The following is a 24634-nucleotide window of genomic DNA, read 5'->3' on the forward strand; positions in this document are numbered from 1 at the left end:
TTATTACTATTCAACCATAGTTCTTGTTTGAAAAGTCGTGGAAAAGCGATCATTTCATCATTCCCAACAATACCACACTAGCCATGATCAATAAGATACCTGTCAAGATAAAACTCCATTCTAACGGGGCTTTCTTCTCTTTGAAAATCCAAATCCCAAACAATGTCGCGATGATCACGCAGGCTTGGGAGATTGAAAAGCTAGTTGCGACGCCGAGAGTGATCGTTGCTAGGAACATCCCGATGTTGGCAATCGACCAAGATAAGCCAGTCAGAAGATTAAAACGGACATTTTTATAAATTGGACGCTTGGCTTTAAAATAGTTTACTGCAAATGCAAAGATAAGCATGCCAACTGATTGTGGTAAAATAATGGAAAAACCAGTGATGTGAAAGGCTTGGTTAGTAACAACGTAGAAAGATAAAAACAAAGACGATAAAAGGATCGTTTGATAAACTTGCCAAGGTACTGCTTCTTTTACAGTTTGGTTTTGTTTTTTAAAGCCAGTCATGATCACCCCAATGATAAGCAAACAAGTAGCCAAAATACCAACTCCCACTTGTCCCGCGGTCTTCCACTCATGGAAAAAAAGTACGGCGATCAAAGTAGCAAATAATAATTGGGAACCATTGGAAATCGGCATGGCGGTAGAAACGCTCGAGAGCCGGATGCCACGAAATTGCAAAAGTTGGCCAATCCCCCAAAAGATTCCGGAACATAAGCTGATGACAAAGGATGTCACCGTAAATGCAGGTAAAACAATGAGTGTCGCCACGATCGCAAAAAGAAAGGCACTGATCGACGTTCCCAGTAGCTGTTCTTCCGGTGTGCTTTTACGCAGATTTGCCAAGATCGGCATAAATCCCCAGCCTAGAACTGGAAGCAGTGCAAACATAAATCCAGACATAATACGCTTCCTTCCTATATTAATTTCTCTATCAATCTACCATTAGTAGCAAGTGCGGAACAATAACCGAAAATGACCAGATATAATGTGGTCGTTTTGGGAGTTTTCCGGACCTTTTATTCAAGATAGAATACAGTTACAGAAAGGAATTCAAAAAATGAAAGCGGTAACCAAAATGTTGAGTCCACGTGAAAAACGAATGATCCAATTCATTGTCAAAAATGGCTACACGACTGTCAAACGTATTGCTGCCGAAATGGCCGTTTCCGAAAAAACCGTTTCGCGATCGCTGCAAGTCATCGATAGTTTTTTAACAGCAAGTCAACTAGTCCTCGTTCGAAAACCTAAGATCGGGATCTATATCGAAGGCGATAAGCAAACGATCCGCGACATGTTGAAGAACATTGATCAACCAGTAAGTTCTCTGCCGCAGACGAAGGAGGAACGAGTAGTTTATATTTTTATCAAACTATTGAAAACGACAGATTTTATTACGATCCAAATGCTGGCAGACGAATTGTTTATCAGTCGCGGAACAATCGAAAAAGATATGGCAGAAGTAACGAACATGCTGGAAAAAGAAGGAGTAACGCTCTATAAGAAGCCCAGTAAGGGAATGAAATTGCGGTTGACCGAACAGGAAAGACGTAGTTTGACCTCGAAATTGATCAATCACTTCTGGGGAGATAACTGGTACTTGAAACAGGAAAACGGCAAGGTAAGACAGGCGTTTGAGCAGATCGAAGTCAATCTGACAGGGATTTTTCCAACCGATGGACTGAAAGAGATCATTGATGTCGTCCATACTTTCAGCAGGGAAAAGAACTTTGCTTTTACGGATTATGCGTTTGAATCATTAGTTATCCATTTGGCAATCGCACTGGAAAGGATCAAGAGTGCCGATTATATCGAAGCGTTACAAGTTTCCCCGGTGAAAAATCTAGTGATGACGCAAAAAGAAAACACCCGCTATTTGGTTGAGTTGTTGGAAGCGCGATTTGAACTGGAGATCCCCGCGTTTGAAGCGGATTATATCCAGATCCATTTATCCGCTGCCTATAATCAGTGGAATGATGAACTGATCCAACCCTCTAGCTTGCCGGAAAATGATGACTTTAAACAGTTTGTCGAAAGTACATTGACAGGCACTGCTTATGACTTTGAGCTGATCGAGGGATTGGCAACGCATTTGAAGTCGGCGCTTAACCGTTTGAAACTAGGCATGAATTTCACGAATCCTTTTCTAAGTAAAATCAAACAGAATTTCCCGTTGGCGTTTGAACAAGCGCTTCGAGTAAAAGTTCCGTTTGAAAAGAAATTCCATGTACACATCAATGAAGATGAAAGTGCTTATATCGCGCTCCACTTCGAAGCATTTTATGAACGGACCAAATCGCAGCCGGAAGGACTAAATGTGGCGTTAGTTTGTAGCACTGGCTTAGGATCATCGCAGTTATTAGCTGCCAGAATCAAAAAGTATTTCAAAAATTTAACAGTGACGGCGATATTCTCTGTTCAAAAAATCATGGAAGAGCCAAATATCGAAGCGGATCTGATCATTAGTACGATCTATTTAGATCTACACAGCGCGATTCCAGTCATTGTCGTTAGTCCGATGATGACGGAAAGCGATTTAGCTAATGTGTCCAAGCAATTGCAGATCATGAAGCCACAAGAACGAAAACAAAAAAATTCATTTTTGAAGCAGCTGATCCACGAGGAGCTTTTATTTCCACAATTGGAATTGACAACACTTGAAGAGGTACTAGCTTTTATTGCTGAGCGACTGGTGCAGAGTGGTTACGCCGAACCGGGCGTTTTACAGAGTGCGATTCAGCGAGAACAACTGTCCTATACGTCCTTCCACGGACTTGCGACACCACATGCCGATCCGGCTTTGATCAAACAATCAGCGATCGTAGTAGCGACATTGGTGCATCCGATCCAATGGGGCGAAGAGCAAGTAGATAAAGTGTTTTTCTTAGCACTGGATGACAATCACAATTTGAGCTTAGATAAACTCTACGAAGAATTTTATGAACGAATCGATAACAAAAGATGGTTAGAACAAGTAACGGATGCGAGAACGATAGCAGCGTTAAATGAATGTTTAGTAAAGGATGAGATGTAATGAAAGTAACAGATATTTTATCAGCAAATGCGATGCAATTTGATTTGCAGGCGGCGACAAAAGCGGAAGTGATCCAAGCATTGACCAAACGATTGGTAAGCTGCGGGAACGTAACAGATGAAGCCCAGTTTTTAGAAGCAGTGAATCAGCGGGAAGAACATGCGACAACGGGAATTGGGTTTGGTGTAGCGATTCCGCATGGCAAAAGTACAGCAGTCACGGAATCTACGATCGGCTTTGCAAAACTTGCGCAGCCGGTAGAATGGCAATCACTGGATGACAAGCCTGTCGAGATCGTTTTTCTACTGGCGATCGCGGAACACGACAAATCGGATGGCCATTTGAAGATCCTTGCTGAAATAGCAACCAAATTAATGGACGATCAAGTCGTGCTTGATTTAAAAGCGGCAGAAAGTCCGGAACAAGTAATCCAATCATTTACTGAAGGAGTGTATGAACAATGAAAAGAAAAATTATCGCAGTGACAGCATGCGCTACTGGTGTAGCACACACGTATATGGCAGCACAAGCATTAAAAAAAGGTGCACAAAAAATGGGTCATTTGATCAAAGTAGAAACACAAGGAGCAACAGGGATCGAAGGAACACTAACAGAAAAAGACGTACAGATCGGTGAAGTCGTTATTTTCGCAGTAGATACCAAAGTTCGCGACCGTGAGCGTTTTGAAGGGAAAACGATCTTGGAAGTTCCAGTAAGTGCGCCAATCAAAAACGCTGAGCAAGTGATTCAAGATGCCTTAGCAAAAATCGATGAAAAATAGGAGTGACGAATATGTTTAAGAAGATAGGAAATGAATTGAAAAAACATGTTTTAACTGGTATTTCATACATGATCCCGCTTGTTATCGCTGGCGCCGTTATCATGGCAGTAGCAAGGGTAGGGGCAACGTTTTATGGAATCACGGACATCTGGGATGGGAAATATGGCGACAGTGCCAATGGTTTGATCGCATTGCTTCATAGTTTAGATGGTTTTGGTGGGTTAGCTTTAGGGATGATGTTCCCAGTGATCGCTGCATTTATCGGCTATTCCATCTCGGATAAACTGGCGATCGCGCCGGGACTTGTCGGCGGATTGTTGGCAAAAGATCTCGGTGCAGGATTTCTAGGCGCTTTGGCAGCAGGTTTGATTGCCGGCTATGCCTGCTTATTAATCAAAAAATATGTAAAATTACCAAAAGCTGCAGCATCGATTGTTCCCGTCTTTTTAGTTCCTGTTTTCGGAACGCTGATAACGGTATTAGTTATTAATTATGTGGTCGGTGTTCCCTTTGCCAATCTGAACACCGCACTTGAAAGCTGGCTCAATGGTCTTTCCGGTACCAATCAGATCTTAATGGCAGCAATTATCGGTGCCATGGTCGGTTTTGACTTAGGTGGACCAGTAAACAAAGCAGCTGTGACTACAGCAATGGCACTATTGACAAGCGGGATCTATGCACCAAATACAGCGGCGCAAGTAGCCATTATTATTCCTCCACTTGGATTGGGCCTAGCAACTCTGATCGCTAAGAAAAAATACAGCGCCGAACTGCGCGAAGCCGGAAAATCTTCGCTCGTAATGGGGCTCGTTGGTATCAGCGAGGGAGCGATTCCATTTGCTGTCGAATCCCCGCTAAAAGTAATTCCTTCTACAGTGATCGGTTCCGCTGTCGGCGGAGCACTCGCAGTAGGATTAGGTGCAGTGAACCAAGCACCGATCAGTGGCTTTTATGGCTGGTTTACAGTCATGCACTGGCCGATTTATGTCTTATCGATCGCAGTAGGAACTGGCGTCGTAGCTGGACTAGCAGTATTGTTCCGCGGGAAAACGACAGCTACGGATCAAGCACAAGAAGAAGTAGAAGATTATTTTGATGACGCAGAATGGGAATCTTGAGTTAGGAGGAGCATATGATTAAAGCACATATCGTCAATCATACACATTGGGACAGAGAGTGGTACTTTACAGCGATGGACGCTTTAGTACTCAGCGAACAGCTTTTTACCGATGCGATCGTCGAATTAGAAAAAAATCCCGAAGCGAGTTTTGTTTTAGATGGTCAGCTTTCGATCTTAGATGATTATTTGGCGCTATATCCGGAAAAATTATCGAATATCCAAGCATTGATCGCCAAGAAACAGCTTTTTATTGGACCGTGGTTTACGCAATCAGACGCATTTTATGCACATGCTGAGTCTATCCTTCGCAATGGCATGATCGGTGTTTTTGAAAGTAAAAAGTACGGAGAATATATGGATATCGGCTATCTGCCGGATACATTCGGATTTAACGCTCAGGTGCCAGCAATATTGGAACAACTTGGTCTCGATACGTTTATCTTTTGGCGGGGGGTTCATCTTGGCAAACATGTCAGCAGTCCCTATTTCAAATGGCAGGGCTTAAACGGCAAAAGCGAAGTATATGCGGTCAATATGCCTCAAGGTTACGGTACAGGCATGCTGCTCGAACCAACCAAAGAGTTTGTCGAAGGCAGATTGGATCCGGCGATCGAATTTATTCAGCAATTCGGTGACAACCGCGAAGTATTGATCCCTTCCGGAAATGATCAGCTAGCGATTATTAAAGATTTCTCGGAAAAGATCACCAAAATCAATACGATTGGCAAATACACCTACGAATTGAGTACGTACGCGGATTTTCTAGAATATGTCAAAGCGCTGCCAGATCTGGAAACATACCAAGGCGAGTTCCGCAGCCCAGTTCTAGCACGCGTTCATAAAACGATTGGTTCCAGCCGAATGGATATCAAGTTGAAAAGCGCGCAGCTGGAAGCAAAACTGCTTTACCGGATCGAGCCAATGCTTGTCATTGCCAAAAAAGCTGGGATCCATATCAGTGAACGTTTGCTGATGACTGCTTGGAAAAAAGTGCTGGAAGGAGCCGCTCATGATAGTTTAGGAGGCTGCGTTTCTGATACCGTCGCTGAAGATATCCTGCATCGTTTTAAAGAAGCAGAAGAAATCGCCGATAGCATCGAGAATACCATCAGCAAAAAACTAGCAGAAGCTTTGGGACTCAGCAATCAGGAAATACTACTCTTCAATACAGCGCTAACGACTTTTGAAGGTACAAAAGAAGTCCAAGTCATTTCTCCGACGAAACAAATCAGCTTTCCAGATCATCCGGAGGCGGTGATTGTTGAGGCAGATTATGTCGAAGCACGCGAAAATGTATTGTTTGAAACGCCGGCAGGAAATGAATATATCGAAGAACCTGGATATTATTTGCTACGCATCCAGTTGCCTGTTAAACTGCCGGGGCTAAGTTATCAAGTCGTTTCTTTCCATTCTACTACGCAAGAACTTCCTAGTATGGAACAAAAACCAACTGCTCAGATCAGCAATGACTTTATTACCGTTTCCTTTGAAAATGGTGTGTTGACCGCTGAAACAGCATTTGGAAAAAGAATCGAACAATTCCTTTCCTTTGTAGATGAAGCAAATGCTGGAGACACCTATGATTTTTCTCCATTAGTCGGCGACACGCCAGTCAAACTAACCTTCCAAACAGCAGAAATAAGTACCGCAAAAGGCGTACAAAAAATGAAACTGACTGGAAGTTATACATTGCCTTATGATCTGGAAAATCGACTGCTAACCCCGCACAAAGAAGGAGTGTTACAACTAACTGCTACGCTCACATTAAAAACGGGCGATCCACTTTTACATGGAGAATTGCATGTCAAGAACTCGCTTAGGAGCCATCGTTTACGCCTATTGGTCGAGACGGGCATCGAAACGGATCATAATCACGCGTCTCTTCCGTTTGGCTTTATTAAACGGACAAAAGGAGTGCCGGCGGACTGGGAAGCTACCTATAGTGAAATGCCGATCGACATTGAGCCACTGGAACAAAATATCTCTGTTTCAGATGAAGAAGCAGTTTGTTCGGTATTTACAAAAGGGATAAAAGAGTATCAGCATCAGGGAACGGCATTGGCGCTGACGTTACTAGCAACGACGGATCAGCTGGGGAAACCGGATCTTGTTTATCGTCCTGGCCGGGCATCTGGTGATACGACCAAGCGTGGACACATCTTGATGGCGACAGAAAAAGCCCAGTTGATGGGCGACTGGAACTATGACTTTGCTATTTCTTTCGCACAAGGAGCCTTTTCAGAAAAAAATACAGCTCAACTAGGTAAATATTTTGCAGCAGAAAACGTGGATTATCTGCGTCAGGATTATAATTATTTTCTACACCGCCTAGATAATAAAATCCAATCGACCGGACAACAACTCACCGTGCCGCAAACACTCTCAGTGATCTCTTTGCCAGAAGATATTCTGGTATCGACTTGTCATCCGTCTTATTACAAACAAGATCAGTACCTGATTCGGATCGAAAACCCGACTAGTGAAGCAATCGAGATTCCAACGATCTTGCAGCAGGCTGAGCAAATCAACGCATTAGAAGAAATACAGGAAGCAAAGCGAAATGTACCTGCCTACAGTGCACTAACATTCCGTTTACCACTATAAAAGCAAAAGTACGCCAGATCCCGTGGCGTACTTTTTTTTTTGAAAAGCAAATTAGCTCCACACATTTTCCGCAAACATGCTATATTCATTATGAGCCTATTTTTAAAAGAAAGAAGCGGATCGTTATGAAGAAAAAAGAATTTATTATCCAAGATCTATTAAGCAAGATCTACCAAAATCACTATCCAGAAGGCAAGCTACCGACGCAAAGGAGTTTAGCTACTTTTTATGAAGTTTCGCGTTATACGATCCAGGATGCGATCGCCAAACTGCGTGATATCGGCGTGATCGATGTGATCCAGGGATCAGGTATCTTTGTGCGGAAGAATGTGAACCAAAATCCGCTTATCTATAACTCGATCACCGCGACGCCATATCGGCGGATCATTTCCAAACCAATCTACCTGCGTAAAGAAAAAGCGACAGAAGAAGATCAACGGATTTTTGAATTGGCGGAGAATGAAGATATTTGGGTATTCCAACGCATTCGGATCGTCAATTATCAAATCGTTCAGATCGAAACTTCCCGTTTGCCGTATAAACTATTTCCAACTTTAAAGGTAGAAGACATTGCCCACTCGATCCAAGCCTATATCCAGCAACAAAATTATACGATTTCTCACTATATCACTTCTTACAGCCCTGTCACCATCAATAAAGAGCAGTCACAGCTAATGGGCTGTAAACGGGGAATACCAGCTATGAAAATCGAGAACCGCTGTATTCTGAAGGGCGGGATCGTCTATGAATATAGCGAGGTGACAGCCCTTGATTACACCTGTACGTATATTACGCCGTTTAATAAAGAGAATCACCGCCAGCGTCAGAGTGATCAGTTGTTTATTTAAAAAAAGCGTGAACCTATTCAAAAGGTTCACGCTTTTTTTTCATGGTGTTACGATCGTTCCATCAGGAATCCGGCTTTGCGTCCATTCATGGGGACGATAAGCGACTGGATAATCTGCCGCAAGTTCTTCCGCGAACGCCACGCCGATACCAGCTTTTTCGATTGGATAGAAGTAGCCAGCTTTTGGGCGCGGTATATTCGTGAACAGTTTTTCTGTATTCTCTTTGATGTCGATGTTTTCTTGGATTGCCGCATTATGCAAGTGGATGTTCAAGTGCGTATTCACAGCCATGCCGATCGGTGTGATATCGGAAGGCGTGTGCCAAGCCATTCTGATCCCCATTGCATCGCAGAAATGAGCGAGTTTGAGAGCTGGCGTAATACCGCCCAATTGGGAAACATGGCAACGCATGAAGTCTACTTGGCGCCCAGTAACTAAAGCTTTCCACTCCATCGGATTATTGAATAATTCTCCCGTTGCGATCGGGGTAGCAGTCTGCTGACGAATCTGCGCAAGCCACTCATTTTGATCAGGCGGCAGGATATCTTCAATGTAATAAGGCTTGAAAGGCTCTACATCTTTGGCAAACTGCAGCGCTTGATTAGGGAACAAACGCTCATGGACATCGTGCAAGATCTCGAAGTCATAGCCATATTTTTCACGGATTGCTTGAAACATTTTGACCGTTGTCCGCATATAATGCCCTTGATCGAAATAAGAACCGGAAGTCGGATTATCGGTCGTATGGAAATTCGTAGCGTTTCCACCATAAAAACCAAGCTGACAGCGGATATGGTGATAGCCCTCTGCACGGATCTGATCGATCTGACCATAAAGTTCGTCTAGATCATCAGCTACTGCATGCGTATAAGCAGCTATCGCATCGCGGGATTTTCCGCCAAAAAGTTGATAAAGCGGCATATCCGCGAGCTTCCCTTTGATATCCCAAAGTGCCATATCGATTCCAGAAACAGCGTTATTCGTCACAGGACCATTGCGCCAGTAGCTATTTACCATCATCATCTGCCACAGATCCTCAATATTATTCGCATCTCTTCCAATCAGAAGCGGCGTTAAGTATTCCTCTACCATTGTTTTGACTGCCAAAGGACGTTGTTGAAAGGTAGCACATCCGTATCCCGCAATACCTTTATCAGTTTCTACCTTTACCACGACAAGGTTATGCCGATCAGGCCGGATAACATAGCAGTGGATATTTGTGATCAATGTCGGATTCATCAAAATTCCTCTTTTCTAATTCTTGGATAACTCTATTGAACCACCTCAAGACGGGCGCTGTCAATTTGGATCGAAAGAATGAGCTATTAACAATAAAAACCAGTCCAATTTTGAAATTTATATTTAGAAAACGGCTTTATATCAATGATTTAATTAATAATTGATTGATTTTGTCCTTTTTGCTTATCTGGCATTCTATGTTATATTTTTTCTTGTAAGCGCGCACAAAAATTTGAAAAAAAGGAAGGGTAATCATGGATAAAAAAGAGCAAGTCGCAAAAACCATCATTGAGAACCTTGGCGGAAAAGCCAATATCAATAATGCGTGGCATTGTATGACTCGATTACGTTTTGATATAAAAGATGAATCATTAATAAAAGAGGGAGCCATTAAAGACATTCCTGAAGTAGTAGGAGCACAAAACCAAAACAATCAATATCAAATCATTATTGGAACAGATGTTGACGATTATTTCCAACCGCTCGCGAAAGAGCTAGGCATTGATGAAGATGGTACAGAAAGCGATGGGAAACGTGAAAAACGTGGGCTTGTAGCGATGTTCATGGATATCGTTTCTGGTGTATTCGGACCAATCGTACCTGCGATCGCCGGTGCCGGAATGATCAAAGGGCTTATCGCCGGGTTGGTGGCGCTGAAAGTCATTTCCGACCAAAGTCCGACCGTTCAAGTTTTAGATATGCTTGCCAGTGGCGTTTTTGTATTCTTACCATTCTTTGTAGCTATCTCGGCAGCAAAAATCTTTAAGACGAATCAATATCTAGCGGTCGCTATTGCCGCTTCGATGCAGTATCCAACGATGACAGCAGCAGTAGCAGCTGGCAACGTCAAAGCATTCCATTTATTTGGATTTATCCCGATTCCAGTATTTAACTACGCGGGAACGGTTATTCCAATCATTTTCTCAGTATTAGTATTAAGTTATGTTTATCGCTGGGTCGATCGACTACTGCCAAGAGTGTTGCGAACAGTTTTCACACCGACATTCTCTTTATTTATTGGTGGTTTGATTGCCTTAGTTATTATTGGACCGATCGGCATTTATTTAGGCGACGGACTTGCTTGGATCGTTCAAGGCTTGTTTAAAATTTCTCCGATTGTGGCTGGTATCGTCGTTGGTGCGATTCGACCAGTTGCTATTCTTACCGGTCTGCATCACGCGATGACGCCGATCGCATTGCAAAACTTTGCGAACCAAGGCTACGATATGCTGATGCCAATGATGTTCATGGCAAATATGGCAATCACCGGTGCAACACTTGCAATGTACCGCAAAGCAAAAACACAACAAGAAAAATCGGTTATTATTTCTTCCGCACTTTCTGGACTGCTTGGAATCACAGAACCAGCTCTCTTCGGTGTTTTGACTAAATATAAACGAGCATTACTAGCAGCAACGATCGGTAGTGCCGTGGCTTCTGCCTTTATCAGTGCCTTTGGCGTTCGGATCTATGGTTATATCTTATCAAGTATTTTCAGTTTGCCGGCCTATATCGGTAAATACTTTATCTTCGCTGTCTTAGGTATCATTATTGCGATTGCTGTTTCCTTCGTGGCTGGTATTTTCCTTGTGAAAAAACCTGGTGACGATGAAAGCGAAAAAAGTGAGGAAACAGAATTAGAATTAGCTGCGGTCACAACTGGAGAATATATAGCGCTGGAACAAGTAGCAGATCAAGCATTTGCATCAAAAGCACTTGGCGATGGTTATGCGATCAAACCAGATAGAAATGAGGTTTTTGCGCCAGTAGCCGGAGTAATCAGCACGATCTTCCCGACAAAGCATGCGATCGGGATCACCACACCTTCTGGGGTAGAAGTATTAGTCCATATGGGGATCGACACTGTTAGCTTAGCAGGTAAACCATTTGAAACGCTTGTCCAAGTTGGTGATAAGGTGGGAACAAAAACACAGATCGCTTCTATGGATATCGCCGAAGTAGCTTCTGCTGGAAAAGATATTACGATCATGGTAGTTATCACGAATATGGATAAGATCAAAGCAATGCCGAAAGAACAAAAAGCGACATATACAGCAGGCGAAGAGATCGGCTTCATTGCATTAAGTTAAAAGAAACAGATTTGGAGATGTTAGAATGAAACGAGTAGGGATTTTGAAACAATTAGAAGAAAAAGGTGTGATCGCAGTTGTTCGCGGAGAGTCGATCGAGAGAGCATTTCGCACCTGTGAAGCCATCGTAGCTGGCGATATCCGCGTACTGGAAATCACGTTCACGATCGAGGGCGCAGATCAGTTGATCCACAAATTAAAAGCAGCATATGCTGACGACGATATTGTGATCGGTGCCGGAACCGTTTTGGACGCCACTACTGCTCGGATCGCCATTTTGGCAGGCGCTTCTTTCATCGTGAGTCCTACCTTTGATAAAGCAACGGCGAAATTATGCAATCTCTATCAAGTTCCTTATCTACCAGGTTGTTTGTCCCCACAAGAAGTGCAAACTGCATTGACTTATGGTGTAGATATCATCAAACTCTTTCCGGGCAATGTATTTGGACCTTCTTATATCAAAGCAGTCAAAGGACCATTTCCATATGTCAGCATGATGCCGAGCGGCGGAGTGAGTACAGATAATATAAAAGAATGGATCGATGCTGGCGCCGTTGCCGTCGGTGTGGGCGGTAATCTAACTGCTCCGGCAGAACAGAATGATTTTGCGGCAGTGACCGACCTTGCAAGAGCTTATTCCGAAGCTTTCCAAAAGGCTAAACGGGGCGATTCAGCATGAAACAAGTCGTAACAATCGGCGAATTGCTGATGCGCTTATCGACGCAACAAGGTATCCCATTTTCGCAAACGACCGCTCTGGATATCCATATCGGCGGAGCGGAAGCAAACGTTGCTGTTAATTTGTCGAAACTAGGCCATCCAACCAGAATCGCAACAGTCGTACCGGCTAATCCGATCGGGAAAATGGCAGTAGAACATTTATGGCGCCATCAGGTGGATACCGCGTTTGTGGTAGAAGCAGGCGATCGGTTGGGAACCTATTATTTAGAGAGCGGCACAGCGCTGAAAGCTCCTAGTGTGGTGTACGACCGCCAACATTCCAGTTTTGCCAGGCACAAGTCAATGGATTGGGATCTATCAGAACTTTTGAAAGGTATTCGGGTACTGCATGTGTCAGGCATCACGATCGCCTTATCGACATTCTGGTTGGAAATGGTAGTAAAAATCATTCGCGAGGCCAAACGAAACGGCATCAAGATCAGCTTCGATATGAATTATCGCGCCAAACTTTGGGAGCTTGAAGCAGCGAAACGAGCCTATCAGCAACTGCTACCTTTAGTGGATTACTGCTCGGCAGGTCAGATGGACGCCGTAGCATTCTTTGAGATCTCAAGCGAGACCACGGATTATTATCAAGCAATGCACGATAAATATCCCAATATCGAACTCTTCTATGCAACAAAGCGAACCGTGATTTCTGCCTCGCATCATTTGTTGCAGGGACATTTATGGACACAAGGGGAGTGCTGGGAATCTGAAGAGTATGCGATCTACCCAATCGTGGATCGTGTCGGCGGCGGTGATGCTTATACTGCCGCAGTCCTCCACGGTATCCTTTCCGAATGGCGACCGGATGAAACGGTAAAATTCGCAACTGCAGCAGCAGGTTTAAAGCATAGTATCCACGGTGATATCAACCCATTTGATGAAAAAACGATTGCTGATTTTGCGGCTGATAAAAGCCGCGCGATCGTTCGCTAAAAGAGTAGCACAATACGTGCTGCTCTTTTTAAATAAGTAAAACTATAGTAGTATGGGGTAGAATGACGAGAAAAAGCCCAGAAAGCAAGGTGAAGATATGCTGTTCCTGAATTATAATCCAGAATTAAGCAATATTGATGTGGAAATATATAAATATGTGACCTCTCATTTAGAAAAAGTCGTACTGATGCGAATCCGTGACTTAGCAAAAGCAACCCATTGTAGTACGGCAAGCATTCTTAGGTTTTGTAAAAAATTTGATTGTGCCGGATTTTCCGAGTTTAAAATCAAACTACGCATCTACTTAGAAGAAATGGAAGAAATCCCGAAAACACATACCGTCGATGAATCCGCCTTTATGAATTTTATCCAGCGAAGCTCTGAATCATTTTATCAAGAACGAATCGATGCTGCAGCTGATCTGCTAGCGGATAAAGATCTTGTGGTCTTCATTGGCTCAGGTTCCTCGAACATCATTGCCGAATACGGCGCGCTGTATTTTTCTTCTATCTTCAGTATGGCTTTCAGTATCGAAGACCCGGAGAACCATCCCGTTTCCTTTTTCAATAAAGGATTGGCCGAAAAAACCTGTGTGATCGCCCTTTCAGTAGGTGGGAAAACGAAAAGTATCACGAATTATCTCAATCATTTTATTGAGAGCAACAGCTCGATCATTTCGATCACCAATAGTGCCAATTCGACGATCGCCCGACTTTCCGATATCAATATCCCTTATTACATCTCGACCGAAAGTATCGGCGACAGTGACATTACTTCGCAAGTGCCAGCACTTTATACAGTCGAATATTTGGCAAAAGAAGTGCGGAAAAAGAAAGCAGAATCAGCGAAATGATTTTTCTGTGACAAACCGGTGAAAAAGAGACAGAATACAAAAAAGTAACAAGGTGTGACATTTTGACGAGGTTTTTGCTTCTGACATATAAAAGCAACGAACAAATAGAAAGCTAGGCATTGAAAATAAAGGCTTTGTCAGCACGGCCAAACGTTATCGATTTGTAACAATTCTTTTTCTTGTAACATCTTGAGTTGGAAAAGTGACATCGCACCGCTACGAGCATTTACTTCTAAAATTTGGAATGTTATCATGCAACTGTAAAAGCGCTTACTTACATTTCTAAAAAAAGGAGTAAATAATTATGCACAGAATCATGAGTTTTTTAGAGCGATATTTTCTACCAGTTGCTGACAGAATCGGAAAGCAAAGACATTTGGTCGCTATCCGAAATGGTTTGATCTCAACATTGCCGCTTACGGTGGTTGGCTCCTTGTTCGTTATTTTCCTTAATTTGCCGATCAATGGTTATGAAGAGTGGATCGCCCCGATCAGACCAATCCTCGATATTCCGTTTCGATTTACCGTTGGTGTAATGGCATTGTATGCTGCATTCAGTGTTGGGCATTTTTTGGGAGAATCCTATAAAGTAGATCCGCTCAGTTCCGGATTGCTATCAACGCTTGGTTTTTTGATAAGTGTAGTGGTACCTATCCAAGTAACGGATAATGTAAAGGGAGTGATCGATGCGGGTCGCTATTTGTCGATTGGCGATCTAAGTTCTACTTCCCTATTTGGAGCAATTGTTACTGCCATTATTTCCGTTGAGATCTATCGTTTTCTGCTTCAAAAAAACATCACGATCAAAATGCCGAGCAGTGTTCCTCCTGCTGTATCCAAGTCCTTTGCCGCATTGATCCCGACATTTGTCATTATTATTTTATTCGCGATCATCCGCTATGGTCTGCATTTTGACATTAACAGTACCGTCACATTATTAGTAAGTCCGCTCAAGCAGTTATTAGTCGGAAACAGCCTATTTGGTGGCTTGTTGACTGTTCTTTTGATCCAGTTATTCTGGTCATTCGGTATCCACGGCGAGGCAGTTCTCGGTCCAATTATTCGGCCGATGTGGGATTCCGCTATTTTGGAAAATATGGATGCGTTTGAAAAAAGCGGTTCTGCGGCACACTTGCCAAACTTATTTACAGAACAATTCCTACAATGGTTTGTCCAAATCGGTGGTTCCGGAACTACGATCGCACTTGCGATCTGGTTCCTGACATCAAAAGTGAAGTTCGTAAAACAGATGGGCCGGCTGACGATCGTTCCAGGTATTTTCAATATCAATGAGCCGATCGTATTTGGTACACCGATCGTGATGAATCCCATTTTGATTATTCCCTTCATTTTGACACCGATCGTCTTGACGATTATTTCTTACATCGCAACGATCTTAGGGCTTGTCCCAATGATGATGGCCAAGCTGCCATTTACCATGATCGGGCCGCTTGGTGCGATGATGAGTACAAACTGGAGTATTGGAGCTGCGATCTTAGCGATCATCAATCTATGTATCGCACTTGCAATCTATTATCCGTTCTTTAAAATCTTTGAGAAACAACAATTAGAACTGGAAGCGCAGCGAGAAGCAGAACAAGAAGCATAAAGGAGAGGAAGACGATGGGAAATGAAACCGTGTTGATAATCTTATTTATTATTTCATTTATCGCTGCTCAAATTTTTCTATACAAATGGCCGAATAGTTATCGTATCCGTTTTCGGTTCGTATTTATTGTCAGCTTAGTCGCTCTGCTGGTGGGAGCATTCTTCAGTGCGCTCGTAATCGGCAATGCTTATCTATTAGTTATTATGGTAGCATTTATTGGTAGTTGGTTGACGGGCACCTTTAGAAGGAAATTCAGCAGCCGCTGATATGGAAAAAGCTCTCTGATGAAGAGGGCTAAGCTTGACGAAAAACGCTCATCTTCGTCGTTAAAGTCTGCGTTCCGATGCTCACGTACATAAGTACGCTCCGCTTCGGTACTCGACTTTGCCTAGAATCTAATCATTTTTCGCCAAGCTAGGAATAGCCTGGAAATGATTAAAATAGTGTTTTTCTTTAGTTTGAAAGCTCTCTGATGAAGAGGGCTTTTTTATAAGCAGAAAGCGAGCGCAATAAGTAAGTTACTGCTATATTTAAGATGTAAGCGAAATTAAAAGGAGGGGTCGATAATGGTTATTAATTGGTCTGTTACGGCAGTATACAACACCATCATGTCAGTATCAACAGGGGTAGCACTATTACTGATTTTACGATTTGGTTCGCACATCAAAAAGGGGAAAGCTAGTCATTTAGAAGGCTGGGCAGTAGGCTTTGGGATATTAGGGGTTATTTTGACGATAACGGGCGCCCATATGTCGCTCACATGGCCGCTGTCAAAAATCGGATTCCCATTCGATGACATCATTTTCGGTGAGCCAGTCTTCGCATTTGGAGTTTTACTGCTTGGCGCCACCGTGCTCTTATTTAGGCGCGTTAGTGCTTATCGCAGAGCAGGAATAGAGGAAGGAGACGCCAAAGCGATTTCCGAACGGTTAGCAACCGATTTGCCCTATCTATTAAAACCGCTGTCTTACTTCGGAGCCGCGATGGGTCTAGCACTGATTGCGATCGGCTTTGCAGGTGTCGGCTTTCAGCTATTCGCTGCACCGCCTCAAGAACCGATTTCGGGACTGTTAGCAAATTATCCATTTATAGAAGCTAGTTTCATTTCTTTGCTATATGCGATCACAGGAGTTGGCGCTGCGCTATTTCCATTTATATTAAATCCGCAGCCGTCTGCCGGGCTTGTTAAATGGATCCGAATCCTTTGGCTTATTGCCGGGATTGTCTTTGTAGCATTCGGTGTCATGAACTACTTTACCCACATTGGACTTATCGTGCATACAATGAAATAATGAAATTTCGAGAACTTCCGATAAAGGAAGTTCTTTTTTTGATTAAAAAAACATGAATATGTGAGGTAATAAAAAATATTTTATAGAAAAATAGTGGGCAAAGTAGTTTTTTTATTTATAAATTAAAAGAAATATTTAATTCCTTACTGAAACTGTTTTTACAAAAATATACAAGTAAATATAATAAAAACTACAAAAAATATCGATTTTTATGAAAGAGGTTACAAAAAATAGGCGTTTTTTAATGTCGTGAAAAACTATTGACAACTAATTGTAATTGGTTTATCTTTATTATGTAATATTCAGATATTTCAAACGAAATAATGGATCGCTATAAAGAGAAGAGGTAATGATAAATGGGAGCAGTTTTAGAAGTTAGAAATTTAACAACTTCATTTCGGATCGATAACAACTACTATGCAGCAGTTGATAACGTGAGCCTTGACATTTATCCCAACGAAACGATCGCGATTGTAGGGGAATCAGGTTGTGGAAAAAGCGCGCTTGCTTTGGCGCTGATGAAATTACACGACCCACTCCATACACGCATCAGCGGGGATATTTTTTTTCATGAAGAAAAAATAACTGAATTTTCTGATAGAGAATGGAATAAAATTCGCGGTTCCGGTATCAGTATTATTTTTCAAGATCCGCTTACAGCACTCAATCCTTTGATGACCGTTGGAAAACAAATTGAAGAAAACTTGGATTATCATAGTAATCAATCAAGTAAAGCCAAGTATCAAGCGGTATGTGATCTGCTTAGGAAGATAGGCTTTGATAAACCGGAAGCGTTATATAAACGCTATCCGCATGAACTTTCTGGCGGTATGCGACAACGGATCGTTATTTCGATCGCGATGATCAATAATCCCTCCGTCATTATTGCGGATGAGCCGACTACTGCATTAGACGTAACGATTCAAGCACAGATCTTGGAGCTGCTGCGCCAGATCAAAATCGAATATGATTCCAGCATTATTTTGATTACGCATGATTTAGGTGTAGTAGCAGAAATGGCTGATCGCGTTGCAGTGATGTATGCAGGAGAAATCGTCGAGCTTGCCCCGGTGGCAGAGTTGTTCGATGATCCGAAACATCCATATACGAGATCGCTTTTTAATTCCATGCCACAAGTGGCAGAAAAAGAAGCAAACTTACATGTCATTGAAGGAGTAGTGCCAGCTTTGCAAGATATCGATCGTAAGCATTGTCGTTTTGCCCCGCGGATCCCGTGGATCGATGCCGAAGCCCATGAAGAAAATCCAGAATTGCATGAACTTTCTGAAGGCCATTTCGTACGATGTACATGCTGGAAACATTTTCACTTTCGGACGGAAAATGAACAGAAAGAAGGACTTTAAATGGCGTTATTACAAATAAAAGATCTGAAAGTGCATTACCCGATCCGCGGCGGTCTTCTAAAGCGAACGGTCGGACATGTTAAAGCTGTAGATGGTTTGTCGATCGATATCGAAGCAGGTAAGACCTATGGGCTGGTCGGAGAATCCGGCTGCGGGAAGTCCACGACTGGGCGGGCGATCTTAGGACTGACAAAATCGACCAGCGGAGATATTTCGTTTGAAGGACAGGATCTAAAGCAGTTGATGCATCAAAACAGGCATCCATTGCGCCGTGATATCCAAATGATCTTCCAAGATCCTTATAGTTCACTGAATCCCAAAAAACGGGTGCTCGATATCATTGCAGAACCGCTGCGGAATTTCGAAAAAATGACGAAAAAAGAAGAACAGCTCTATGTGCAGGATATTTTGGAAAAAGTCGGAATGAATCCTAATGTGATCTATAAATATCCGCATGAATTTTCAGGTGGACAGCGTCAACGGATCGGAATCGCCAGAAGCCTGACGTTGAAGCCGAAGCTGATCATTGCAGATGAACCTGTTTCCGCACTGGATGTTTCCGTGCAAGCACAAGTACTCAACTTTATGAAAGAGATTCAAGAAACATTCCAGCTTACATACTTATTTATTAGTCATGATCTGGGAATCGTGCGCCATATGTGTGATGAGATCGGGATCATGTTCCGCGGCCGTCTGGTAGAGTCGGGCGTGGCGGAAGATGTTTACGAACATCCTGAGCATATATATACCCAACGTTTGATCGCCGCAATACCAAATATCGATCCTAAAAAACGAGAACAGCAACATTTGCTGCGGCAAAACACTTTAAAGGCGTTTGAAACAAGACAAGGTGAATTTTTTGACCAGGAAGGGCTCCCTTATCCTCTAAAACAAGTCAGCGAGTCGCATTATGTTGCATTGCCGCAAGGAGGGGGTTACTAATGGGGAAATTTATTGTAAGGCGTATCATTGTGATGCTGCCGCAGTTACTTATTTTGAGTATCTTGATTTTCGTCTTGGCAAAATTGATGCCGGGAGATGCGTTATCTGGAATGATTGGCAGCAACCCGCATTTAAGCGCTGCCCGTCTGGAAGAGATCAGGCAGTCGCTAGGATTGAACGATCCGTGGTATACCCAGTATTACCATTGGATCTTGCAGTTGCTGCATGGGGATTTGGGAATATCATACGGTCACCAGGTTCCCGTTGTCAATATTATCGGTGATCGGATCATGAACACTTTCTGGCTTGGCGTTGTCAGTCTTATCCTTACTTATGCGATCGCTATTCCACTAGGGATATTGAGCGGTCGGTATCAAGACCGGACGATCGACAAATTTGTTGTCGGTTATAACTATTTGAGTTACGCGATGCCGATCTTTGTATTCGCTTTGCTGATGCTGTTCGTTTTCGGATTTGTGCTGAATCTTTTCCCAACATCCGGAAGTGTTTCACCGGATGCAGTGAAAGGAACGTTCGGCTATTTTATGAGTAAGTTCTACCATTTGCTGCTGCCCGCCGTTACGATCGCCTTTCTGCAAACGACGACGACGATCCAGTTTTTGCGCAATGAGATCATTGATACGAAGCCGAAAGATTTTGTAAAACTAGCCCGATCCAAGGGCGTTCCGGAATCCAAAGTCTATCGTCGGCATATTTTGCGCAATTCCATGCTGCCGATTGCTGCCTTTCTAGGTTTAGAGATCACAGGCGTCATTGCCGGCAATATTTTTATCGAGCAGATCTTCAGTTATCCAGGGCTAGGTCAGCTGTTCTTATCTTCCATCACCCAGCGTGATTTCCCGGTCGTCACGGCATTATTGATGATCTCCGGGCTATTGACACTGCTGGGAACACTGTTAAGCGATATTATCATCAGCTTGATCGATCCGCGAATCCGCGTCGATTAAGAGAAAGGAAGTGAAAACGATGGAAATTGAAAAAAGTGAAGTATTACTGGAACAAAATCAGAAAGCTCCTTCGAGCATGCGGATCTTAATTAGGGAAGTTTTTCAAGATAAAATGGCGATGATCTCGCTTGTTTTTCTAGCTATTTTTATCGTCGTTATCTATGGTTCGATCTTCGTGGTCAATCAAGATACGGTCACACATGTCGATCTATTAGCACTCCAAAGCGCGCCAAGTTCCGCCCATTGGTTAGGAACGGATACAGCAGGACGCGATATTTTCGGTCAGCTGATCATCGGCGCCCGCAATTCCTTTACGATCGGCTTTTGCATTACCCTTTTTTCCGCGATCATCGGACTTACTCTGGGACTGATTTCTGGCTATTTCGGCGGGGTATTAGACAATTTGATCATGCGTTTAGTTGATTTTGTTTATATTTTGCCGATGCTAATGATGATCATCGTGGTCGTAACGATCATTCCCAATTATTCCATCTGGGCTTTTATCGGGATCATGACACTCTTTCTCTGGGTGGGAAAAACCCGGCTGATCCGCGCCAAAGTATTATCTGAGCGCCAAGCCGATTATGTGAATGCTTCCAAGACATTAGGAACGGCAAATTGGAAGATCATCGTTTTCCAGATATTGCCGAACCTCAGCTCCCTGATAATTGTCAACTTTACGCTGACGCTAGCTGGAAATATCGGAATCGAAACGGGATTAAGTTATCTCGGTTTTGGACTACCGGACAGCACCCCAAGTTTAGGAACACTGGTCAGCAATGCGACGGACCCCGATATCATTCAAAGTTATTGGTGGATGTGGCTGCCGGCCTGTTTATTAATATTAGTGCTTATGCTGAGCATCAATTTTGTCGGACAATCCATTAAACGTGCGACCGATGCTCGTCAAAGACAATCATAAAAAATTGGAGGGAATAGAATGAAAAAAAGAACTAGAATCAGTTTGATCAGTATCATCATCGGTGTGTTGCTTGTACTTGCAGCTTGTGGCGGGAACTCGGGCTCAAGTGATAAAACGAAAGAAGTGAAGAAAGACTTCCCATTAGCTACTAAGGGAGACGGGAAGGCAAAAGCGGACGGTGTTGCTAATGTAGCACTCGTATCCGATACACCGTTCCAAGGGATCTTAAACCCGGCCTTCACACAAGGTACTCCGGATCAAGAAATTGAAAGTTTCTTTTATCCATCACTTTTCGGTTTAGATAAAGATTATAATATCGCCAATAACGGGGCAGGGAAAATCAAATTCTCTGACAACAATAAAAAAGTGACCGTTACTCTCGATGATAAATTAGCATGGTCAGATGGAAAACCAGTTACAGCGGATGACTACATATTTGCATTTGAAGTTATCGGTAATAAAGATTATGACGGCGTTCGTTATGATGATACTTTTAGCGGGATCGAAGGCATGGATGCTTATCATGCAGGTAAAGCAGATAAGATTTCGGGAATCAAAAAAGTAGACGATAAAACTGTCGAACTCACATACAAAGCAGCCAATCCGACCTTACGTGCCGGCTTATGGTCTTACCCGATCCAAAAAGCTGCATTTAAAGGCATCCCAGTTGCAAAAATGAGCGCTTCTGACCCCGTTCGTAAAAACCCAGTCGGCTATGGACCATTTAAAATCAAATCAATGGTTACCGGCGAATCTGTCAAATTTGTGGCAAATGAACATTACTATGCTGGCAAACCAAAATTAGCAGGCGTGAACTTGTCTGTCGCAAGTCCAGATACGATCAATGAATCCTTGAAGCAAGGGAAATATGATCTAGCGCTCTCGTATCCGACCGCACAATATGACCCTAAAAAAGTACCTAGCAATGTCACTTTCCTAGGGGACAATGATCTTTCTTACAGCTATCTAGGTTTCAAGCTAGGACATTATGACAAAGAAAAACAAGAGAACGTAATGGATAAAAATGCCAAAATGGCCGATCCGAAACTTCGTCAGGCTATGGCGTATGCGATGAACAATGCAGAAGTAGGTAAATCACTCTACAAAGGTTTGCGTACTCCGGCTAACTCCCTGATCATCCCGAACTTCGCTTCTTTCTATGATAAAGATCTGAAAGGCTACACCTATGATCCTAAAAAAGCGAAGAAATTGCTAGCTGATGCTGGCTATACGAAGAAAGACAAAGATGGCTATCTACTGACTCCAGACGGCAAACCGCTTGTTATCCATCTTGCTTCGATGTCCGGTGACAAGATCGCTGAACCGCTAGCTAAATTTTACATCCAAAACTGGAAAGACATCGGTATCCATGTAGAATTGACAGACGGCCGCTTGATGGAATTCAACTCCTTCTATGATCGGATCGAAAAAGATGACAAAGATATCGACATTTACTTAGGCGCTTGGGGAACAGGCACAGACGTTAACCCAGCAGGACTTTACAGCCGCACATCAGCTTTCAACTATAGCCGATATGTAAGTAAAGAAAATGACAAACTACTGGCAGAAGGTCAATCTGAAAAAGCCTTCGATACGGCTTATCGTGCGGATGTTTACAAAAAATGGCAAGAACTGATGGTAAAAGATGCACCAGTTGTACCGACGCTTTTCCGTTATTCACTCAATCCGGTCAACAAACGTCTTCAAGGTTATAGCTTAGATCCAGAAGTTTACAATACGTATCAAGAAATGTACGTTACTGATAAAGCAGCAAAATAAAGAAAAAGTCCTCCAAAGCAACAGCCTTGGAGGACTTTTTCTATTTAACGGATTGATTTCGTTTCTTTACAAACGTATAAACCACAAGCAGTAAGATAAACCACGCAGGTGTGATAAAGAGCGCTAACCTTGTTTCCGCCGAGAATGCTAGCACGACCAGAATGGCTGCTAAAAATACCAAGATCACGATATTGGAAATCGGGAAAAACGGTAATTTAAAACGGTGTTTCTTCGCTCCCGGTGCCATTGTTTTGCGATATTTATAATGACAGATCACGATCACGGCCCATATGTACAAGAAACAGACGGTTGAAATACTGGATATCAATGTAAAGACTGTTTCCGCACTTGGAATCAAGTAATTCAACGCGATAACAATAAAGATGACGGTAACAGAAAAATATAATGCCCGTGACGGTACATGACGTTTATTGATCTTGCTAAGCGTCTGCGGGGCGTTTTTTTCCATCGCCAGCGAATAAACCATACGGCTGGTACTGAATACAGCACTGTTGCAAGCTGAAGCGGCAGAAGTAAGAACGATAAAATTGACGATGCCCGCCGCTGCGATAACGCCGACAGTAGTAAATACCTGAACAAACGGACTTTCTGAAATGCTGATTTTATTCCAAGGATAGACGCTCATAATTACAAACAACGAGCCAATATAGAAAATCAAGATCCGTAGCGGGATATTATTGATCGCTTTTGGCAGTGTTTTTTCCGGATTTTCTGTTTCCCCAGCAGTCAGACCAACCAGTTCGATCCCAACAAAGGCGAAAACGACCATTTGGAAAGAGAGTGCAAAACCATGAAACCCATTCGGAAAGAAGCCGCCATGACTATATAAGTTGCTGATCGCCACATGTCCGGTACTAGTAGGATAGTGCAAGACGATCAAAACGATCCCCGTTGCGATCAATGCCAAGATCGCAATGATCTTGATCAACGCAAACCAGAATTCCATTTCTCCAAAGAGCTTGACCGTTGCCAGGTTCATGATCAAAAGAATAAGCAACGCGATCAATCCAGGAATCCATTGAGGTACGCTTGGAAACCAGAAAGAAATATAAAGCCCAACTGCCGTAAGGTCTGCCATAGCGATACAGATCCAGCAGAACCAATAGGTCCAGCCCGTTACGAATGCTGCTCCTTTGCCTAAATAGTCATGAACAAATTCCACGAAAGAGTGATATTCTGTGTTAGATAACAATAGTTCGCCTAATGCTCTCATAATCAAAAAGCAGATGATCCCCGTGATCAAGTAGGCAAATAAAATCGATGGACCAGCAAGATGGATAGCTCTTCCTGAACCTAAAAATAATCCCGTTCCGATCGCGCCACCGATAGCAATAAGTTGGATGTGCCGATTTTTTAGATTCCTTGCGAGTGTCTTATTTGGTTGCATTCTGTAAAAACCCCTTTAATCCATTTTTAAGTTCGACAAAAGCTGTTTAGAAATCAATTATATCATACAGAATTCGTCGAAATTAAACGAAAACATGAAAAAGCTGTGACAATGA

General features: G+C 42.9%; 21 protein-coding genes. 18 read left to right on the forward strand and 3 right to left on the reverse strand.

Annotated features, from left to right (window positions below; genetic code table 11):
• Window positions 1–49 precede the first annotated feature (49 nt).
• Window positions 50–907 (reverse strand): GRP family sugar transporter, encoded by an 858-nt coding sequence (locus tag HMPREF0556_RS08440; RefSeq protein ID WP_003757593.1) that lies wholly within the window; start codon window positions 905–907, stop codon window positions 50–52.
• Between the two features lie 157 nt (window positions 908–1064).
• On the opposite strand from HMPREF0556_RS08440, the gene HMPREF0556_RS08445 reads away from it, so the two are divergent.
• The 6 genes from HMPREF0556_RS08445 (at window position 1065) to HMPREF0556_RS08470 (ending at window position 8391) form a co-directional block, all read left to right on the forward strand.
• On the forward strand, window positions 1065–3038 hold the full coding sequence (locus HMPREF0556_RS08445; protein ID WP_040486681.1) for a BglG family transcription antiterminator: 1974 nt from the start codon (window positions 1065–1067) through the stop codon (window positions 3036–3038).
• Window positions 3038–3502 (forward strand): PTS sugar transporter subunit IIA, encoded by a 465-nt coding sequence (locus HMPREF0556_RS08450; RefSeq protein ID WP_003757596.1) that lies wholly within the window; start codon window positions 3038–3040, stop codon window positions 3500–3502. Before HMPREF0556_RS08445 ends, HMPREF0556_RS08450 begins: the two co-directional genes overlap by 1 nt.
• Window positions 3499–3819 carry a PTS fructose transporter subunit IIB gene (locus HMPREF0556_RS08455; protein ID WP_003757598.1) on the forward strand — a complete coding sequence of 107 codons (321 nt, stop codon included), beginning with the start codon at window positions 3499–3501 and terminating at the stop codon, window positions 3817–3819. The genes HMPREF0556_RS08450 and HMPREF0556_RS08455 overlap by 4 nt, the downstream gene beginning before the upstream one ends.
• A gap of 11 nt (window positions 3820–3830) precedes the next feature.
• On the forward strand, window positions 3831–4937 hold the full coding sequence (locus HMPREF0556_RS08460) for a PTS fructose transporter subunit IIC (RefSeq protein WP_003757600.1): 1107 nt from the start codon (window positions 3831–3833) through the stop codon (window positions 4935–4937).
• A gap of 14 nt (window positions 4938–4951) precedes the next feature.
• Window positions 4952–7543 (forward strand): alpha-mannosidase, encoded by a 2592-nt coding sequence (locus HMPREF0556_RS08465; RefSeq protein ID WP_003757603.1) that lies wholly within the window; start codon window positions 4952–4954, stop codon window positions 7541–7543.
• Window positions 7544–7668: 125 nt separating this feature from the next.
• The gene (locus tag HMPREF0556_RS08470; RefSeq protein ID WP_003757605.1) at window positions 7669–8391 is read left to right on the forward strand and encodes a GntR family transcriptional regulator; all 723 of its coding nucleotides are present in this window, start codon (window positions 7669–7671) and stop codon (window positions 8389–8391) included.
• A 39-nt stretch (window positions 8392–8430) separates the two neighbouring features.
• On the opposite strand, the gene HMPREF0556_RS08475 is transcribed toward HMPREF0556_RS08470, so the two are convergent.
• Window positions 8431–9630, reverse strand: coding sequence for an enolase C-terminal domain-like protein (locus HMPREF0556_RS08475; RefSeq protein WP_003757607.1), 1200 nt, complete (start codon window positions 9628–9630; stop codon window positions 8431–8433).
• A 254-nt stretch (window positions 9631–9884) separates the two neighbouring features.
• On the opposite strand from HMPREF0556_RS08475, the gene HMPREF0556_RS08480 reads away from it, so the two are divergent.
• The 12 genes from HMPREF0556_RS08480 to HMPREF0556_RS08535 all read left to right on the forward strand — a co-directional run bounded on the left by HMPREF0556_RS08480 (window position 9885) and on the right by HMPREF0556_RS08535 (window position 23111).
• Window positions 9885–11720 (forward strand): glucose PTS transporter subunit IIA, encoded by a 1836-nt coding sequence (locus tag HMPREF0556_RS08480; RefSeq protein ID WP_003757609.1) that lies wholly within the window; start codon window positions 9885–9887, stop codon window positions 11718–11720.
• A 25-nt stretch (window positions 11721–11745) separates the two neighbouring features.
• Window positions 11746–12399 (forward strand): bifunctional 2-keto-4-hydroxyglutarate aldolase/2-keto-3-deoxy-6-phosphogluconate aldolase, encoded by a 654-nt coding sequence (locus tag HMPREF0556_RS08485; protein WP_003757611.1) that lies wholly within the window; start codon window positions 11746–11748, stop codon window positions 12397–12399.
• On the forward strand, window positions 12396–13382 hold the full coding sequence (locus HMPREF0556_RS08490) for a sugar kinase (protein ID WP_003757612.1): 987 nt from the start codon (window positions 12396–12398) through the stop codon (window positions 13380–13382). The genes HMPREF0556_RS08485 and HMPREF0556_RS08490 overlap by 4 nt, the downstream gene beginning before the upstream one ends.
• A 97-nt stretch (window positions 13383–13479) precedes the next feature.
• Window positions 13480–14235: a MurR/RpiR family transcriptional regulator gene (locus HMPREF0556_RS08495; RefSeq protein ID WP_003757613.1), complete on the forward strand. Its 756-nt coding sequence runs from the start codon at window positions 13480–13482 to the stop codon at window positions 14233–14235.
• A 304-nt stretch (window positions 14236–14539) separates the two neighbouring features.
• Window positions 14540–15844, forward strand: a complete 1305-nt coding sequence (locus HMPREF0556_RS08500) for a PTS sugar transporter subunit IIC (protein WP_003757616.1) — start codon at window positions 14540–14542, stop codon at window positions 15842–15844.
• Window positions 15845–15858: 14 nt separating this feature from the next.
• Window positions 15859–16110, forward strand: coding sequence for a hypothetical protein (locus HMPREF0556_RS08505; protein WP_003757618.1), 252 nt, complete (start codon window positions 15859–15861; stop codon window positions 16108–16110).
• Window positions 16111–16410: 300 nt separating this feature from the next.
• Window positions 16411–17136: a DUF981 family protein gene (locus HMPREF0556_RS08510; RefSeq protein ID WP_003757620.1), complete on the forward strand. Its 726-nt coding sequence runs from the start codon at window positions 16411–16413 to the stop codon at window positions 17134–17136.
• A gap of 356 nt (window positions 17137–17492) precedes the next feature.
• Window positions 17493–18500, forward strand: a complete 1008-nt coding sequence (locus HMPREF0556_RS08515) for an ABC transporter ATP-binding protein (RefSeq protein WP_003757622.1) — start codon at window positions 17493–17495, stop codon at window positions 18498–18500.
• Window positions 18501–19442, forward strand: coding sequence for an ABC transporter ATP-binding protein (locus HMPREF0556_RS08520; RefSeq protein WP_003757625.1), 942 nt, complete (start codon window positions 18501–18503; stop codon window positions 19440–19442).
• Entirely contained in the window at window positions 19442–20410 is a 969-nt protein-coding gene (opp4B, locus tag HMPREF0556_RS08525; RefSeq protein WP_003757628.1) for an oligopeptide ABC transporter permease, read from the forward strand. The genes HMPREF0556_RS08520 and opp4B overlap by 1 nt, the downstream gene beginning before the upstream one ends.
• 19 nt (window positions 20411–20429) lie before the next feature.
• Window positions 20430–21332: an ABC transporter permease gene (locus HMPREF0556_RS08530; RefSeq protein WP_003757632.1), complete on the forward strand. Its 903-nt coding sequence runs from the start codon at window positions 20430–20432 to the stop codon at window positions 21330–21332.
• Window positions 21333–21350: 18 nt separating this feature from the next.
• Complete coding sequence (locus tag HMPREF0556_RS08535) at window positions 21351–23111, forward strand: oligopeptide ABC transporter substrate-binding protein (RefSeq protein ID WP_003757633.1); 1761 nt, start codon at window positions 21351–21353, stop codon at window positions 23109–23111.
• Window positions 23112–23151: 40 nt separating this feature from the next.
• Here HMPREF0556_RS08535 and HMPREF0556_RS08540 read toward each other — a convergent pair whose 3' ends face one another.
• Window positions 23152–24519: an amino acid permease gene (locus tag HMPREF0556_RS08540; protein ID WP_003757635.1), complete on the reverse strand. Its 1368-nt coding sequence runs from the start codon at window positions 24517–24519 to the stop codon at window positions 23152–23154.
• Between the last annotated feature and the right edge of the window lie 115 nt (window positions 24520–24634).

It is taken from the genome of Listeria grayi DSM 20601 (assembly GCF_000148995.1).
In the GTDB taxonomy this organism is placed as follows: domain Bacteria; phylum Bacillota; class Bacilli; order Lactobacillales; family Listeriaceae; genus Listeria; species Listeria grayi.

Bases quoted from the DNA above. Each gene is read 5' to 3' on its own strand.
- HMPREF0556_RS08520 (WP_003757625.1), top strand. From the start codon at position 18,501: ATGGCGTTATTACAAATAAAAGATCTGAAAGTGCATTACCCGATCCGC.
- HMPREF0556_RS08540 (WP_003757635.1), bottom strand. From the start codon at position 24,519: ATGCAACCAAATAAGACACTCGCAAGGAATCTAAAAAATCGGCACATC.
- HMPREF0556_RS08485 (WP_003757611.1), top strand. From the start codon at position 11,746: ATGAAACGAGTAGGGATTTTGAAACAATTAGAAGAAAAAGGTGTGATC.
- HMPREF0556_RS08495 (WP_003757613.1), top strand. From the start codon at position 13,480: ATGCTGTTCCTGAATTATAATCCAGAATTAAGCAATATTGATGTGGAA.
- HMPREF0556_RS08445 (WP_040486681.1), top strand. From the start codon at position 1,065: ATGAAAGCGGTAACCAAAATGTTGAGTCCACGTGAAAAACGAATGATC.
- HMPREF0556_RS08475 (WP_003757607.1), bottom strand. From the start codon at position 9,630: ATGAATCCGACATTGATCACAAATATCCACTGCTATGTTATCCGGCCT.
- HMPREF0556_RS08505 (WP_003757618.1), top strand. From the start codon at position 15,859: ATGGGAAATGAAACCGTGTTGATAATCTTATTTATTATTTCATTTATC.
- HMPREF0556_RS08500 (WP_003757616.1), top strand. From the start codon at position 14,540: ATGCACAGAATCATGAGTTTTTTAGAGCGATATTTTCTACCAGTTGCT.
- opp4B (WP_003757628.1), top strand. From the start codon at position 19,442: ATGGGGAAATTTATTGTAAGGCGTATCATTGTGATGCTGCCGCAGTTA.
- HMPREF0556_RS08440 (WP_003757593.1), bottom strand. From the start codon at position 907: ATGTCTGGATTTATGTTTGCACTGCTTCCAGTTCTAGGCTGGGGATTT.
- HMPREF0556_RS08510 (WP_003757620.1), top strand. From the start codon at position 16,411: ATGGTTATTAATTGGTCTGTTACGGCAGTATACAACACCATCATGTCA.
- HMPREF0556_RS08535 (WP_003757633.1), top strand. From the start codon at position 21,351: ATGAAAAAAAGAACTAGAATCAGTTTGATCAGTATCATCATCGGTGTG.
- HMPREF0556_RS08465 (WP_003757603.1), top strand. From the start codon at position 4,952: ATGATTAAAGCACATATCGTCAATCATACACATTGGGACAGAGAGTGG.
- HMPREF0556_RS08530 (WP_003757632.1), top strand. From the start codon at position 20,430: ATGGAAATTGAAAAAAGTGAAGTATTACTGGAACAAAATCAGAAAGCT.
- HMPREF0556_RS08455 (WP_003757598.1), top strand. From the start codon at position 3,499: ATGAAAAGAAAAATTATCGCAGTGACAGCATGCGCTACTGGTGTAGCA.
- HMPREF0556_RS08490 (WP_003757612.1), top strand. From the start codon at position 12,396: ATGAAACAAGTCGTAACAATCGGCGAATTGCTGATGCGCTTATCGACG.
- HMPREF0556_RS08470 (WP_003757605.1), top strand. From the start codon at position 7,669: ATGAAGAAAAAAGAATTTATTATCCAAGATCTATTAAGCAAGATCTAC.
- HMPREF0556_RS08480 (WP_003757609.1), top strand. From the start codon at position 9,885: ATGGATAAAAAAGAGCAAGTCGCAAAAACCATCATTGAGAACCTTGGC.
- HMPREF0556_RS08515 (WP_003757622.1), top strand. From the start codon at position 17,493: ATGGGAGCAGTTTTAGAAGTTAGAAATTTAACAACTTCATTTCGGATC.
- HMPREF0556_RS08450 (WP_003757596.1), top strand. From the start codon at position 3,038: ATGAAAGTAACAGATATTTTATCAGCAAATGCGATGCAATTTGATTTG.
- HMPREF0556_RS08460 (WP_003757600.1), top strand. From the start codon at position 3,831: ATGTTTAAGAAGATAGGAAATGAATTGAAAAAACATGTTTTAACTGGT.